The following is a 15347-nucleotide window of genomic DNA, read 5'->3' on the forward strand; positions in this document are numbered from 1 at the left end:
CGGCCGCCGCTTCGCCTCCGGCGAGATCGACGAGGACGAGTACTGGCGCCGGCTGTCCGTCCTGGAGGAGCAGTTCGGCCGCGCCGGCAAGGGAGGCGCGGCATGACCACGGCCACCGCACCGCGGGCCGCCGCCCGCGTGGTCGACGCGGTGAAGGTGTACGGCGGTGGCGACACCGCCGTACGCGCCCTGGACGCCGTCGACGTCTCCTTTCCCGCCGGACGCTTCACAGCGATCATGGGCCCCTCCGGCTCCGGCAAATCCACCCTCATGCACTGCGCGGCCGGCCTCGACACGCTCACCTCCGGCGCCGCCTACATCGGCGACACCGAACTCGGCGCGCTGGACGACCGGCGGCTTACTCTGCTGCGCCGCGACCGGGTCGGCTTCGTCTTCCAGGCGTTCAACCTGGTGCCGACGCTGACCGTCGCGGAGAACATCACGCTCCCCCTGGACCTGGCCGGCCGGCACGGCGACCGGGAGTGGATCGACGCGCTCATCGATGTCGTCGGGCTGCGTGACCGGCTGCACCACCGGCCCTCGGAGCTCTCCGGCGGACAGCAGCAACGCGTCGCCGTGGCACGGGCGTTCGCCGGGCGGCCCGATGTGGTCTTCGCCGACGAACCGACCGGAAACCTCGACTCCCGCTCCGGCGCGGAGGTCCTCGGCCTCCTCGGCTCCGCCGTACGGGAGATGGACCGTACGGTCGTCATGGTCACGCACGACCCGGTGGCCGCCGGGCACGCCGACGAGGTGCTCTTCCTCGCCGACGGACGGCTGGTCGACCGGATGGAGGCGCCGACCGCGGACCGGGTCCTGGACCGCCTGAAGGCCTTCGAGGTGCGGACATGAACGCCTCGCTCCGGCTCAGCCTCACCTCCCTGCGCGCACACCGGCGCCGGTTCGCCGGCACCTTCCTCGCCGTGTTCCTCGGCGTCGCCTTCCTGACCGGCACCCTCGTCATGGGCGACACGCTGCGCGCGAGCTTCGGCAGCATGTTCGGCGAGGCCACCAGCGGCACGGACGCCGTCGTACGCGGCGCCGACGCCATCACCACACCCGGCGAGGCCCAGGGCGTACGACGGCCGGTGGACACCTCGCTGGTGCAGACCATCGAACGGGTCCCCGGCGTGGCGGCCGCCGCACCGAACATCCAGGGCGCCGGCCAGCTCGTCGGTTCCGACGGCAAACCGGTGGGCGGCCAGGGGCCGCCTACGCTCGCCGGTAACTGGATCACGGACACCCGCCTGAACCCGTACCGGCTGGCCGAGGGCCGCGTGCCCGCGAAGCCGGGCGAGGTCGTGGTGAACCGGGGTGCCGCGAAGAAGGGCGGCCTGAAGATCGGTGACACCACCACGCTGCGTACGCCGGACCCGGTGCGGGTCACCCTTGTCGGCCTCGCCACCTTCGGCGGCCAGGACGGCATGGCCCAGGTGACGTTCACCGGCATGACCAGGGCCGACGCCGAGAAGTACCTCACCGCGCGACCCGGCCAGGCCGCGGCGATCGACGTGCGGGCCGGACCCGGAGTGACCCAGCGGGAGCTGGTACGGCGGCTGACTCCCGTGCTGCCCCGGGGAGTCGAGGCCATCACCGGTCAGCGGGCGGCGCAGGAGAACACCGACATGATCTCCGGTCAGTTCCTGACCGTCTTCACCACCTTCCTGCTCGTGTTCTCCGGCGTGGCCCTGCTCGTCGCCACCTTCTCCATCCACAACACGTTCGCCATCGTGGTCGCCCAACGCACCCGCGAGAACGCCCTGTTGCGGGCACTCGGCGCGGCCCGCCGCCAGGTGACCGCCGCCGCGCTCGCCGAGGCCTGTCTCGTCGCGCTCACCGCGTCCCTCGCCGGACTCGCGGGCGGCATCGGCATCGCCGCCGGCCTCCAGGCACTGTTCCCGGCGATCGGATTCCCGTTCCCCGACGGCGACTTGGTGATCAAGACCCTGTCGATGATGCTGCCGCTCGCGGTGGGCATCGTGATCTGCCTCGGCTCCGCGCTGCTCCCGGCCCGGCGCGCCGGACGCACCGCACCGCTCGCGGCCCTGCGGGAGACGGCTGTCGACGGCTCGGGCGCGTCCCGCCCGCGCGCGATCGCCGGAAGCGTCCTGGGCGCGCTCGCGCTCGCCGCGACCCTCGCCGGCGTGTTCGTCACCCCGTCGGTATGGCTGGCGGGAGTCGGCGCGCTGCTCGCCCTGGCGGCCTTCGTCGTCCTCGGCCCGGTCGCCGCGACGACGGCCGTACGACTGCTGGGCGCCCCCTTGGACCGGCTGCGCGGTGTGACGGGCGGGCTTGCCCGGCGCAACGCCCTGCGCAGCCCGAGGCGGACGGCGGCCACCGCGAGCGCGCTGATGATCGGCGTGGCCGTGGTCTCGCTGTTCACCGTCTTCGGCGCCTCGCTGAAGGCCACGATGGACCAGACGGTGTCCCGGTCCTTCGCCGGTGACGTCGCCGTCAGCAGCCCGTCCTTCGGTGCGGGCGGCAGCGGACTCAGCCCCCGGCTGGCCCCCGCCCTGCAGCGGCTGCCCGAGGTGGACACGGCTGTGGGGCTGGGCCGCGGCGTCGCCGAAGTGAACGGCAGGGGACGGGCGTTGACCGTCACCGATCCCGTGGCACTCGCCCGCACCTTCGACCTCGGCACGGTCACCGGCTCGCTGCGGGACCTCGGCGCGGATGGCATCGCCGTCACCCGGACGGAGGCCGACCGGCAGCATCTGCGCACCGGCGGCACCGCGCGCCTGACCTTCACCGACGGCAGGAGCGAAAACTTCACCGTCCGGGCCGTGTACGGCCAGTCGGAACTCGCGGGCGACTACGTCATCACCCGCGCCGCCTGGGCCCCGCACCGCATCCAGGACGCGGACTCCGTGATCGCGGTCACCTTCAAGCACGGGGTGAGCGCGGACGCGGGCAAGGCGGCGGTACGGAAGGCAGCCGCGCGGTACGGCAACCCCGAGGTGCAGACCCGTGACGAGTACGCGCAGTCGTCGGCCGGCGGCATCGACATGATGCTCACCCTCGTCTACGCGCTGCTCGCCCTCGCGGTGGTCATCGCCCTGCTCGGCATCGCCAACACCCTGACCCTCGCGCTGCACGAACGCACCCGGGAACTGGGCCTGTTGCGCGCCGTCGGGCAGACCCGCGCCCAGCTGCGGGCGATGGTCCGCTGGGAGTCGGTCCTGGTCGGCGCGTTCGGCACGGTGGGAGGGCTCGGGCTCGGCGCCTTCCTGGGCTGGGTGCTGGTCAAGGCGTCCGACGGCGCGAGCGACACGGCGTTCGCCTTCGCGCTCCCACCCGCCCGGCTCGCCGTCGTGGCCCTCGTCGGCCTCACCGCCGGCGCGCTGGCGGGCCTGCGCCCCTCCCGTCGAGCGTCCCGGCTGGACGTCCTCCGGGCCATCGCAACGGAGTGACGTCCCGCTGAGAGCGCCCGCCTGCCGAGCCGTGTTTCGACTGTGCGCGAGTGCGGATCCGTTGTGGCGGGTTGTTCCTCCGAGTTCTCGGCTTCGCTCGAACCCGGGGGGACCTCGTCGCGGCGGAGCCGCATATGGGTACGGCCTCGCGCCCCTTGGGGAACTGAGGCGCCGTCAGCTGCGTGGTCCCGCCGTCGCTGGTGAGCGCCCCCCCCGCGCCCACCCAAGGTCACCGCCCGGTCAGCCAGGAACGGCCGACCGGGCGGGAGCCTTCACCCCGGCCACGGCGGGAGCAGGCGCCACGCTCGTAACCTGCGCCGCGGCACCGACGGGAGCCCCGGTGCGTACCGGAGTCCCGGCCGGCACAGCAGTGGCGGGTACCGAAGCCGCGGCCGGCACAGGCGCCGACGCCGCCACGGGCACCGTGGACCGTACCGGGACCGGCTCCGGCGTCGGAAGTGGCTCCCTCGTACGGCGCGGCGTGTGAGCCGGATGCGGCCGTGCCACCGCCGGCGCGGACAGTGTGAACCACACGACCTTGCCGTTCTCACCGTCCGGCCGGGCGCCCCAGCTCTCGCTCACCGCCGCCACCATCGCGAGCCCCCGCCCACAGGTGGCGAGCGGTGCGGCCTCCAGCACGTGCGCGGCGTCGTCGGCCAGCACCGGCAGCCGCGGATCGTGATCGCGCACCGAGACCGTGAGCCGGTCCGGCGCCAGCTCCAGCTCGACCGTGCACGACTTGTCGGGCCTGGCGTGCCGGTGCACGTTACTCAGCAGCTCCGTCACACCGAGCGCGGCCCGGTCTATCAACGGGTCCATATGCCAGTAGCGCAACTGCGCAGATACGATTCTGCGGACCTGGCCGATCCGCGACGGCAGGGCTTGGAGCTCCACCGTGCAGTGCCTGCTTGGGTGACTGATCACGGCTGCGACTCCCCGATGTAGAGGTCCGAAGGGACCGGAAGAACACGGAGAACAACGGATCCAGCAGGGTGCTTGCGTCCAGACAGCCGCCTGCTGCCATGGCCGGCGGGCTGGTTCGCAGCGTTATCGCCGGTAAACCCAGAGTGACGTGTGACCAGCGTGACGCAGGGGATGCGCTCCCGCAACTCGCCGCGACGGTCCGCTGCCCGGAGTACGCCACCGGAGTGATCCCGGCCGGCTGTCGTAGGCCGGTCAGCCGCCGCGTTTGGCGGCCCGGCGCACCGCCTCGATGAACCGCCGTGCCGCGGGCGGACCCGGCTCGCCCGGAGCGGGGTCCTGCTCGCCGAGCGTCAGCAGGTACCGCTTGCCGTTGATGTCGGCCAGCGCCTTGTCGCCCGGCCCGAACCACGGCTTGGACGCGCGCACCGCCTGTACCGGGGCGCTGTCGATCTCGCTGCCGTAGCTGGTGAGCAGCTCCACCCTGCCGTCGTTGATCCGGACCTGCCCGGCGCGGGTGAGCGAACGCATCCGCTTGCCGATCCGCACGCCCGAGGCTGTGAACTCCGGCTCCGCCATCCCTCGCCGCCCCCTTGCCCGTGTGCTCCCGCGATCCAGTGTGCGCCCCCGTAGGGCCTGTCCGACGGTTCCCGTCTGCCCCGCGACGCCCGGCACGCACTCCCCCACGGCGTGGGGGGGACCTCCAGCCGCGTTGCCGAATCGCCCCCGTGGCTCCGCCACGAGAGCGCTCCGACGCCTTGCGATCGCGCGCGCCGGACGCCGCGGGGCCCGCCCTTCGGGCGGACGACGGGAACCGTCGGACAGGCCCGCCGGGCGATCGTCCCGTCGCGTGCAGTCTGCCCCGATGCGGCCGGAAGCACCAGTACACGTGGAGTGCGTACCGCAGTCGCCCGGAGCACTCCCGCCAAATGCGCCCCCAACGGCCCCGTACGGCTGTGCCACAGGGTGGCTTTGGGGGCACCAAAGATGCGTTTATGCAGGTGGGAAGCGGTGTCAAAGATGCCTATGCTCGACATGCCGGGCGCGTGAGGCGTCGTCGGCGCCCAGCGTAAGGAGCACCGTCGTGAGCACCACCCACCAGAGCAGACCCGGCGCCACCCTCGACGTCGACCGCAGCGACACCACCTATCGTGACTGGCTGAAAGAGGCCGTCCGAAAGGTGCAGGCCGACGCCAACCGGTCGGCGGACACACACCTGCTGCGCTTCCCGCTGCCCGAGCACTGGGGCATCGACCTCTACCTCAAGGACGAGTCGACGCACCCCACCGGCAGCCTCAAGCACCGTCTCGCCCGCTCCCTCTTCCTCTACGGTCTCTGCAATGGCTGGATCCGGCCCGGTCGCCCGGTGATCGAGGCGTCCAGCGGCTCCACCGCCGTCTCCGAGGCCTACTTCGCCAAGCTGATCGGCGTGCCCTTCATCGCGGTCATGCCGCGCACGACCAGCGCCGAGAAGTGCCGCCTCATCGAGTTCCATGGCGGCCAGTGCCACTTCGTGGACGACTCCCGGAAGATGTACGAGGAGTCGGCCCGCCTCGCGGTGGAGACCGGTGGCCACTATATGGACCAGTTCACCTACGCCGAGCGGGCCACGGACTGGCGCGGCAACAACAACATCGCCGAATCCATCTTCCGCCAGCTGGAGTTGGAGCGCTTCCCGGAGCCGGCGTGGATCGTCGCCACGGCGGGCACCGGCGGCACCTCCGCGACCCTCGCGCGCTATGTCCACTACATGCAGTACGACACCCGTGTCTGCGTCGCCGATCCGGACAACTCCTGTTTCTTCGAGGGCTGGACCACCGGCGATCCGGACGTCACCTGTGACTGCGGCTCCCGGATCGAGGGCATCGGCCGGCCGCGTATGGAGCCGAGCTTCGTGCCCGGCGCGATCGACCGGATGATGAAGGTCCCGGACGCGGCCAGTGTCGCCGCTGTACGCGCCCTGGAGGCGGCCATCGGCCGCAAGGCGGGCGGCTCCACGGGCACGGGACTGTGGAGCGCGCTGAAGATCGTCTCCGAGATGGTGGCCGAGGGGCGCCGGGGCAGCGTCGTCACCCTGCTCTGTGACCCGGGCGACCGCTATCTCGACAAGTACTACTCCGACGCCTGGGTCGCGGAACAGGGCCTGGACATCACGCCGTACGCGGCGGCGATCGACACGCTCCTGGCGACGGGTGTGTGGCCGGACTGACCCGGCCCCGCCTCTTCGGCGGCCGTTGCCCGACCGGCAGGTGACAGGACTGTGTGGGTTTGGTGACGTCTCAATCCCGCTTGTGAGCAAGCTGGTTGTGTCTGAGTGACTGATAAGATCATCCCACTTTTCAGTGGGCTGACGGCGTGTCAAGTTGCGCGCCGGGGGGACAGTCGCAAAGCCACCATCGCGCTCGATTGCTCCTGGCGCGATGCGACTTGAAGAGAGTCTCATGACGTCATTGACCCAGGATCCACTGCTGTGGATCTTGCTGGTGGTGCTCATCGCTGCGGTCGTCGCAGTGATGCGGGCCCGGAGAACCAATATGGCGCTCCGAAGAACGAGGAAGGACCTGGAGACAGGGCTGAGCGAGGCCCGCGGCGACGTCGGTCAGCTCCACACGCACATCGCCGCGCTGACCGCACAGCAACAGCGCGACCTCGCGGACGTACGGGCGGACGCCGAGGCGGCGACCAAGGCGGTGCTGAAGTCCGCGATGGGAACGCTGCAGTCGCTCGCCGAGGAGCAGCAGGTTCTCCTGGACAGCCTGCTGAGGAAGTACGGCGACACCACGGAGGTCCTGGCCGACCTGATGTCGGTCGACCACACCGGCAGCCAGTTCGGCCGCCGCGCCAAGGGCATCTCCGTGCTGTGCGGCGGCTGGCTGGGCCGGCGTGACGGCGCCGCCACGGTCTATGACGTCGCGCGCAGCGCCCAGGGCCGGATCAAGGACTTCAACCGGGTCAGTGTCCACTCGCAGGTCAACGTCTCGCTCGTCGGCAAGGCGGTCGAGCCGGTGGCCGTCGTGCTGGCGGAAGTGCTGGACAACGCGACGAACTACAGTGCGCCCGGGACGCCCGTCGAGGTCAACATCCAGGCCGTACCGACCGGTGTGTGCTTCATCGTGGACGACGCCGGTCTGGGCATGGACCAGGAGACCAAGGACCGGGCGGCGGCACTGCTCACCGTCGACGGTCCCGTCGACATCACCGGTCTCGGCGATCCGCCGCGGTTCGGCTTCGCCGTGTGCGGCATGCTCGCCGCCCGCTACGGCTTCGCCGTCTCCGTCGGCTCCGTGTCCCCCTACGGCGGAGTACGTGCAGTGATTCGTGTACCCGAAAGCCTTCTCGCGGCCGACGTTCCTTCCCCTCCGGCCGACGCCCAGATCCCCGCAGGCCCGGAGGAGATCCCCCAGAGGCTGGCGTCCGTACCGGCCGTGGGCCCCTCGCACGTGGTGGGAACGACCCAGGGAGGTCTGCCCAAACGGCGCAGGCGCAGTGGCTCGGTCACGGTGGTCCCGGCCCTCGACACCGCCGGCCAGGAGGGAACGGCCGAACCGGACAGCGAGGTCACGGCGTCGCGGCTCGGGGCGTTCGCGCGCGGTACACAGCTCGGGCGCACCACGAACACCACGGAAGGATCTGACAACAAGTGAAGATCGACCTGTCCTGGGTGCTGAACGACGTGCTGGAGGTGCGCGGGGCCCGGCACGCGGTCCTCGTCTCGGGCGACGGCCTGCTGCTGCAGCGCTCCGACGACATCGCGCGGGACGACGCCGAGACGAACGCCGCAGCGATGAGTTCGATGCAGTCGCTGAGCCGTGCCGTCGCGGGGTTCGTGGGAGCGGGACACGGGATCTGGAAGCAGACGCTGCTGGAGTACGACGGCGGCTGGATCTTTCTGATCGCCGCGGGTCAGGGCGCATATCTCGCCGTCTCGGCCGCGCTGGACGTGGACATGGAGGCCATGTCGTTCCGGATGCAGAAGACGGTGGCGGGCCTGAGCAAGGCGATGAGCGTGGCGCCGCGTTCGGACAGCGGTGCCGGAGCATGACGAGGCCCGGCGAGGAAGCCTCCGTCACCAGCGAATTCGTCCGCTCCTACGTCATCACCGGCGGGCGGAGCCTGCCTGCCTCGGATGACCTGGCGCTGCACACCCTCGTCACCCTGGCTCCCGAGCGGATCCCTCCGCTGGGAGCCGGCCCCGAGGTGATGGCGATCTGGAAGCTGATCGCGGGCGGCTACCTGTCGGTCGCCGAAGTGGCCGGCCACGTGGGACTGCCGGTGGGGGTGGCCCGGCTGCTGCTGACCGATTTATTCGAGCAGGGCCACCTCCTGCGCCGCGCCGAGCCACCCCGGGCTCAGAACGTTGACAGAGCGACCCTCGAGAAGGTTCTGAATGGACTCCAATCCCTCATCGGCTGAGACGGCCCCTGGATCCATCTACGTCTCCAGCGCGGTGACCAACGCCGCCAAGATCCTCGTCGTCGGGCACTTCGCGGTGGGCAAGACGACCTTCATCGGCTCGCTGTCGGAGATCACCCCGCTGCGGACCGAGGAGAAGATGACACAGGCGTCCCTCCACGTGGACGACCTCAGGGGCGTGGCGGACAAGACCACCACCACCGTGGCCCTGGACTTCGGCCGGCTGACGCTCAGCGACGAACTCGTGCTGTACCTGTTCGGCACCCCCGGACAGCAGCGCTTCATGCAGCTGTGGGAGGACATGGCCCGCGGCGCGCTGGGCGCGCTCCTCCTGGTCGACCCCGCCCGGCTGGAGGAGACCTTCCCCGTCATCGACCTCGTCGAGCGGTACGGCCTCGAGTACGCCATCGCGGTCAACAGCTTCCAGCCGGGCCCGGCGTACGAGGAGGCGGAGGTGCGCGAGGCGCTCGACCTGCTCCCGGACACCCCCGTCGTCTACTGCGACGCCCGCGACCGGCAGTCCTCCGCCCACGCGCTGATCGAGCTCGTGCGTCACCTGCTCACCCGAGCCGCCTGACACCCCCATCCCCGCCGGACCATCGGCCCGGAGCCAGCAGAAGGAACCCCATGGACCGCCAGTCAGCCCCCGCCCCCGCCGCGGCCAGATGCCCCATGCACGACGCGGCGTTCGCCGCCGACCCCCACCAGGTCTACGATCGGCTGCGCGCCCACGGTCCGGCCGGACCGGTCGAACTCGCCCCCGGTATCGACGCCACGCTCGTCGTCGGCCATGAGACGGCCCTGCGCGTGCTGCAGAACTCCACGCTCTTCGCCCGGGACGCCCGCCGCTGGAAGGCCCTGAGCGAAGGGCAGATCGGGCTGGACCACCCGGTGCTGCCGATGATGGCGTACCGGCCCAACTGCCTGTTCACCGACGGCGCCGTGCACCTGCGGCTGCGCAAGGCCGTCACGGACAGCCTGGCCCGGCTCAACATCACCCGAATACGGCGCGACGTCGAGCCCCTCGCCGACTACCTCATCGACCAGTTCAGCGAGCGAGGCCGGGCCGACCTCCTCAACGACTACGCCAAACTGCTGCCGCTGCTGCTGTTCAACAAGCTCTTCGGCTGCCCGGCGGACATCGGTGACACCCTGACCACCTCCATGTCGGCGATCTTCGACGGCAAGGACGCCCTGCGCGCCAACGAGGAACTCACCTCCTGCCTCATGGAGTTGATCGCCCTCAAGCGCCGCCGGCCCGGCGACGACATGACCTCCTGGCTGATCCAGCACCCCGCGGGGCTGACCGACGAGGAACTCAAGGACCAGCTGGTCATGCTGATGGGCGCCGGCGTGGAACCCGAGCGCAATCTGATCGGCAACGCCCTGCTCCTGCTGCTGTCACCCGACACCAGCGGACGCGACTCCGGGCTGCTGGTCGAGGAGGCGATCGATCACGTGCTGTGGAACCAGACGCCGATCGCCAACTACGCCACCCACTACCCGGTCCAGGACGTGGACCTCGGGGGAGTGGTGGCCGAGACGGGCACACCGGTCGTCATCAGCTTCGCCGCGGCCAACAGCGATCCCGCGCTGGCCGAGGCCCGCCGGAAGCACAGCAAGGGCGCCCACCTGGCCTGGGGAGCCGGACCGCACGCGTGCCCGGCCAAGGACCCGGCGCAGGTCATCGCCGTCACCGCGATCGAGAAGCTCCTCAACGCCCTGCCCGACCTGACCCTGGCCGTCCCGGAGGAGGACCTCGAATGGCGGCCTGGCCCGTTCCACCGGGCGCTGGCCGCACTGCCCGTGGCCTTCAGCCCGACACCGGCCACCCGCATGGCCTCCGCACTGCAGAGCCGTACCGCCCCCGCCGCGGTGGAGCAGCCGCTCCCCACGGCACCGGTGGCCGCCGCCCGTCAGGAACCGGCCAGAAAGAAGGGATTCTGGAGTACGTTCCTGGACATCTTCCGGGTCTGATGCCGCGAAGTTCCTCCGGGGCGGATGTGCGGCATGTGTGGACTTCTTCCGTGACTGGTGTGCGACATGTGACGGGAGCAACACTGACAGGCGCATGACCAGGGAGAGAGGAAGGGTAGGTTCCGGCGGTAATCCGGTAGCGCCCAGCCATGGAGGAGCTTCGCGTGACCGCCGTTGGCGACATACGCGGTAAAATCACCGACCGCCGAGCCGTCATCTCCCTCCTTCGTCGCCTCCGTTCCGGCGAAGGACAGGCCAACCCCCTCCCCGTCTGGGACGAACTGCGCGCACTGGGTGAGGTGGTGCCCGCTCCCTGGGGCGGGTACTTCGTGACCGGATTCGACACCTGCAGCCAGATCCTGCGCGGCCGGGACTGGCTCGTACCGGACTTCGCCTGGCAGGAACGCCGGTCCCACGCGGCCCGCTGGCAGGACCCGGCGACCCGCGAGATGACACGGACGCTCTCCCGCCTCAACCCGCCCGAGCACACCTTCCGGCGCCGCGCCCTCGGCAACCTCTTCGACCGCGGCACTCTCGACGCCATGCGGCCTCGGATCGAGGACCACGTCACCCGGCTCCTGGACCGCCTCGACTCAGCGCTGCGCACCCACGGCGAGGCCGACTTCGTCACCACGGTCGGCGACCAACTGCCCATCCACACCGTCGGCCAGTGGCTCGCCATCCCGGCCGAGCACTACCCCCACATCCTCGACTTCACCCACCGTCAGATTCACGCCCAGGAACTCATCCCCACCAGGAGGGAACTGGCCGTCTCGGCCCAGGCCACCCTGGAGATGAAGGACTACTTCACCGGCCTCGTCGCCCACCGCCGCGCCCACCCCGGCGACGACGTCCTCACCGGCTGGATCCGCTACTGGGACGCCCAGTACCCCGACGACCGCGCGGCGGCCGACCAGATGCTGTACGACCTGACGATGTTCCTCACCATCGCCTCCCTGGAGACCACCGCTACCCTGCTGACCAACGCGGTGTGGTTCCTGACCCAGGACCCCGCCCGGGCCGACTGGCTGCGCCGGCACCCCGAGCACATGGACGACGCGATCGACGAGGCGCTGCGCTACGACCCGCCGATCCACCTCAACTCCCGCTTCGCAGCGGACGACACCGTCCTCGCCGGCGTACCCGTCACCAAGGACACCACCGTCCACGTCCTCTACGGCGCAGCCAACCACGACCCGCGGCGCAACCCGGAACCCCACGTCTTCGACATCCGCCGCAAGGGCGGCCACCTCACCTTCGGCGGCGGCGCCCACTACTGCCTCGGCACGGCCCTGGCCCGCCTGGAGGCGAGACTTCTGCTCACCCAGCTGCTGGAACGATTCCCCACCCTGCGGCCGACCGCGGGACCGGCCTACGCGAACCGGATGGTCTTCCGGCGCATCACCTCCCTGAAAGTGACGACATGACTGCCCTCCCCCTGACGACCCTCCCGGCCGACGCCGTACGGCGGACCCTGCGGACCCACCGGGAGGGCCCGGTACTCACGATCGAGCTGAACAACCCCGAGCAGGGCAACATGGTCACCGATGACCTGCTGGACGACCTCCTGGCGGTCCTCCAGGACCAGGACCCGGCAGTCCGCGTGCTCGTGCTCGCCGGGAGCGGCGACGACTTCTGCCTCGGCGGGGACCGCAGCGAGTTCAGCCGGCAGCTCGTCCACGACCCCCTGGGCAGCGGCATCCGCATGACGGGGATCAAGGCGCGGCGCGTCTGCGACGCCCTGACCACGAACCCGGCCGTCACCATCGCCCGCGTCCACGGCAAGGCCATCGGGGCCGGCTTCGCCCTGGCGCTCGCCTGCGATCTGCGGGTCGGCTCCGAGGACGCGACCTTCCGGCTCCCGGAACTCGCGCTCGGGCTGCCCACCGCGTGGGGCGGTCTGCTGCCCCGTCTCATCAGCGAGGTCGGCGCCGCCCACGTCCGCGAGATCGTCCTCACCGGACGCGCCATCACGGCGGCGGAAGCCCGGTCCCTGTCCATCCTGCAGCGGGTCGTCCCCGCTCAGGAGCTGGACGCGGCCGTCGCCGCCTGGGCCAAGCCCATCGTCCGCCGTCCCCAGTCCGCCCTGCGCGTCACCAAGACACTGCTCAACTCGCTGTCCTCGGTCTCGCGTCTGGCCGACGTCTCCGCGCTGGATGCGGAACTGATGGCCGCAGTCGTGACCGAGGCACACCACAGCCGCGGAGCCTACTGATCACCGCTTCCCGAGCACGGTTTCGCCAGGCGCCGGTCCAAGGCCGTCACCGCGTCACGGAAAGCCCGCCCCAGGCCCGCCCGGGCCAGCCGGAGCACGAACCGGAACGCGGCCGTCCCATCGGCGGCGAAGGTCCACTGCACGAGGGTGCCGGTGCCACGAGGGGTGAGGCGCCACTCCTCGACCAGGGCACGGGCGCCCGGCGCGTTGGTGGTGTCGACGCGGTAGGCGTACACCTCGGGCTCCTTCGCCACGAGGACCGTCTCCGCGAACCGAGTCCCGCCCACGAGCCGGATCTCACGCCCGGCACCGCCGTCGGTGGCCCGGGCGAGCGTCACCGCCGAGAACCACCGCGTCCAGCCGGGCACGTCCTCCGCGAGCGCGTGGAAGACCTGCTCGGGGGCGGCGGACATGTTCCGCGCGAAGACCAGACGGACGGGCGCGGCCCCGACGAAGTCGAGGTCCACCGGGCGCAGACGACGAGCCATGGATGTAACCCCCTTGTGCCCCTCCCACAGGGCGGTCGACCGGGCGGCCCACCATAGCTGACAGTCTCTCAGATGTCTGTGTCGTCTTCCCCGGGCTCGCCCGCCACCACCACGCGCAAGTGCTCCGAGATCTCCGCGCGCGCCTCGGCCGGCAGACCCGCGTCCGTGACGAGCGTGTCCACCTGCTCCAGCGTGGCGAACGAACTCAGGCCCACCGTACCCCACTTGGTGTGGTCGGCGACCACCACGACCCGGCGCGCTGAGTGCACCAGCCGACGGTTCGTCTCCGCCTCCGCGAGGTTCGGCGTGGACAGACCGGCCTCGACCGATATGCCGTGCACCCCGAGGAACAGCAGATCGAAGTGGAGAGCGGCGATCGCCTGGTCGGCCACCGGCCCCACCAGCGAGTCCGACGGGGTACGCACCCCGCCGGTCAGTACGACCGTGGCAGCACCCTGCCGCTGGCCCGAGGTGCGCTGCGCCGCGTGGAACACGTCCGCGACCCGCACCGAGTTCGTCACGACGGTCAGATCGGGCACCTCCAGCAGGTGCTGCGCGAGCGCGTACGTCGTCGTACCGCCGGACAGGGCGATCGCCGTGCCCGGGGTGACCAGCCGGGCGGCGGCCCGGGCGATGTCCTCCTTGGCCGTCAGCTCCAGACCCGACTTGGCCTCGAAGCCCGGCTCATGGGTGCTGGCCTCGACCACCGGCACCGCACCGCCGTGCACCTTTTCCAGCACGCCCTGACGGGCGAGGGCGTCCAGGTCACGGCGGACGGTCATGTCCGACACGCCGAGCTTGCGGGTCAGTTCGTTGACGCGCACCCCGCCCCGGCGCCGGACCTCGTCCAGGATCAGGGCGCGACGCTGCTCCGCGAGGAGGTTCTGATTCTCACTCACGTACGCTCCGGTCCTTTCGCCGCCATCCGTCCGACACCTCCGCGCACCGCCTCCGACCAGGAGGTACCGTCCGTCCGGAGATGCGCGGGCGTCCCATCCTTTCACGGGTCGGCAGGGGTTGCGCCACCACCTGTCACGACGCGCACATGCCACCCCCGCCTCCGCCGTCCCGGCTGCGCCAAACGGATCGGGGAGATTCCGTGACGAGAGGTGTACACCCCCACCGGAGCGGAGAGCCTGAAGCCCGCACCGACACATGCCTTCGGTGCCTCCCGGGGGTGCGAGAACAGTGAACCGCGCAGAGAAGCGCCCGGCCGGGCAGCGTACCGACAACGTTGCCGGGCCGGAACCCGAGCTGGAGTTACTGGTCCACGGGGTGGGCGGGACCACTCCCGAGCAGATGCTCGGCGATCCGCGGACCGTCCGGGTCACCGGTGACGACACGGCCGCCGTCTTCCGGCGCGCCGAGGACGCCGGGGCCGCGGAGGGCTCGCGCGACGAGCCCGTCCAGGAGGCGTACGTCTGGTGCAACCTCACCTCAGGCGACAGCAGCCGCGCCCTGTGGCTGGTGCTGCTGCCGTTCATGGTGGTCAACCTCGCCCACTGGATGCGCCCCGCCGCCCCCGGCCGGCAGCGCGCCGCCCGCCTGTACGGCCTCCTCGTACGGCTGGCCGCCCTCACCCTGACCGTGCTGCTGGTGACCGCCGCCTGCGAGGTGGCCCTGGACCTGGTCGCCTGGCAGTGCGCCGGCGTCCACGCCTGCACCCGCCGTCACTCCTGGCTGACCTTCCTCGCCCCGCACGCGTCCGTCGCCCCCGGCGGGCACGACAGCTGGTGGAGCCTGCCCGGCCGCCGACTCGCCCTCGCCGCACTGGTGCCGACCGCGCTGACCTGCCTGCTCTGGTACCTGTCGCACCGCACCTGGAGCGCGTACGAGTCCCACCGGCCGATGTCCCACGACCCCGAACCGGACACCGACGGCAGTGCTCTGGCCCTGCCCGGCTTCTGGTACGGGCGCCGCATC

General features: G+C 71.2%; 13 protein-coding genes and 3 pseudogenes. 12 read left to right on the forward strand and 4 right to left on the reverse strand.

The features are described from left to right. The 3 genes and pseudogenes from M878_RS000000100555 to M878_RS86675 all read left to right on the forward strand — a co-directional run. Nucleotides 1-106: pseudogene (locus tag M878_RS000000100555) on the forward strand (SHOCT domain-containing protein); the annotation flags it as partial. Beyond that, nucleotides 103-852 carry an ABC transporter ATP-binding protein gene (locus M878_RS86670; RefSeq protein WP_023552833.1) on the forward strand — a complete coding sequence of 250 codons (750 nt, stop codon included), beginning with the start codon at nucleotides 103-105 and terminating at the stop codon, nucleotides 850-852. The pseudogene M878_RS000000100555 and the gene M878_RS86670, both read left to right, overlap by 4 nt. Then, nucleotides 849-3410 (forward strand): ABC transporter permease, encoded by a 2562-nt coding sequence (locus tag M878_RS86675; RefSeq protein WP_023552834.1) that lies wholly within the window; start codon nucleotides 849-851, stop codon nucleotides 3408-3410. The genes M878_RS86670 and M878_RS86675 overlap by 4 nt, the downstream gene beginning before the upstream one ends. Before the next feature lie 378 nt (nucleotides 3411-3788). Here the strand turns inward: M878_RS86675 and M878_RS000000100560 are convergent. Together M878_RS000000100560 and M878_RS86685 are read right to left on the reverse strand one after the other, a co-directional pair. Further along, nucleotides 3789-4334 (reverse strand): annotated as a pseudogene (locus M878_RS000000100560) (ATP-binding protein); the annotation flags it as partial. Nucleotides 4335-4586: 252 nt separating this feature from the next. Beyond that, a complete protein-coding gene (locus M878_RS86685; RefSeq protein WP_023552836.1) occupies nucleotides 4587-4910 on the reverse strand; it encodes a hypothetical protein in 324 nt (107 codons plus the stop codon). Between the two features lie 505 nt (nucleotides 4911-5415). On the opposite strand from M878_RS86685, the gene cds1 reads away from it, so the two are divergent. The 8 genes from cds1 (at nucleotide 5416) to M878_RS86725 (ending at nucleotide 12936) form a co-directional block, all read left to right on the forward strand. Then, on the forward strand, nucleotides 5416-6540 hold the full coding sequence (cds1, locus tag M878_RS86690) for an L-cysteine desulfhydrase Cds1 (protein ID WP_023552837.1): 1125 nt from the start codon (nucleotides 5416-5418) through the stop codon (nucleotides 6538-6540). Between the two features lie 232 nt (nucleotides 6541-6772). Then, nucleotides 6773-7975 carry an ATP-binding protein gene (locus tag M878_RS86695; RefSeq protein WP_023552838.1) on the forward strand — a complete coding sequence of 401 codons (1203 nt, stop codon included), beginning with the start codon at nucleotides 6773-6775 and terminating at the stop codon, nucleotides 7973-7975. Beyond that, nucleotides 7972-8373: a roadblock/LC7 domain-containing protein gene (locus M878_RS86700; protein ID WP_023552839.1), complete on the forward strand. Its 402-nt coding sequence runs from the start codon at nucleotides 7972-7974 to the stop codon at nucleotides 8371-8373. Before M878_RS86695 ends, M878_RS86700 begins: the two co-directional genes overlap by 4 nt. Continuing rightward, on the forward strand, nucleotides 8370-8744 hold the full coding sequence (locus M878_RS86705) for a DUF742 domain-containing protein (protein WP_023552840.1): 375 nt from the start codon (nucleotides 8370-8372) through the stop codon (nucleotides 8742-8744). Before M878_RS86700 ends, M878_RS86705 begins: the two co-directional genes overlap by 4 nt. Continuing rightward, nucleotides 8719-9321, forward strand: coding sequence for a GTP-binding protein (locus M878_RS86710; RefSeq protein WP_031226911.1), 603 nt, complete (start codon nucleotides 8719-8721; stop codon nucleotides 9319-9321). Before M878_RS86705 ends, M878_RS86710 begins: the two co-directional genes overlap by 26 nt. Before the next feature lie 95 nt (nucleotides 9322-9416). Next, nucleotides 9417-10721: a cytochrome P450 family protein gene (locus M878_RS86715; RefSeq protein WP_037731168.1), complete on the forward strand. Its 1305-nt coding sequence runs from the start codon at nucleotides 9417-9419 to the stop codon at nucleotides 10719-10721. A gap of 164 nt (nucleotides 10722-10885) precedes the next feature. Continuing rightward, complete coding sequence (locus M878_RS86720; protein WP_023552843.1) at nucleotides 10886-12148, forward strand: cytochrome P450; 1263 nt, start codon at nucleotides 10886-10888, stop codon at nucleotides 12146-12148. Then, entirely contained in the window at nucleotides 12145-12936 is a 792-nt protein-coding gene (locus tag M878_RS86725) for an enoyl-CoA hydratase/isomerase family protein (RefSeq protein ID WP_023552844.1), read from the forward strand. The genes M878_RS86720 and M878_RS86725 overlap by 4 nt, the downstream gene beginning before the upstream one ends. Here the strand turns inward: M878_RS86725 and M878_RS86730 are convergent. Together M878_RS86730 and M878_RS86735 are read right to left on the reverse strand one after the other, a co-directional pair. Further along, nucleotides 12930-13424 carry an SRPBCC family protein gene (locus M878_RS86730; RefSeq protein WP_023552845.1) on the reverse strand — a complete coding sequence of 165 codons (495 nt, stop codon included), beginning with the start codon at nucleotides 13422-13424 and terminating at the stop codon, nucleotides 12930-12932. The genes M878_RS86725 and M878_RS86730 overlap by 7 nt on opposite strands. Nucleotides 13425-13492: 68 nt before the next feature. After that, complete coding sequence (locus M878_RS86735) at nucleotides 13493-14323, reverse strand: DeoR/GlpR family DNA-binding transcription regulator (protein WP_023552846.1); 831 nt, start codon at nucleotides 14321-14323, stop codon at nucleotides 13493-13495. Between the two features lie 256 nt (nucleotides 14324-14579). Between M878_RS86735 and M878_RS49835 the strand changes: the two are divergent. Then, nucleotides 14580-15347 (forward strand): annotated as a pseudogene (locus M878_RS49835) (hypothetical protein); the annotation flags it as partial.

The organism is Streptomyces roseochromogenus subsp. oscitans DS 12.976, assembly GCF_000497445.1.
GTDB classification, from domain to species: domain Bacteria; phylum Actinomycetota; class Actinomycetes; order Streptomycetales; family Streptomycetaceae; genus Streptomyces; species Streptomyces oscitans.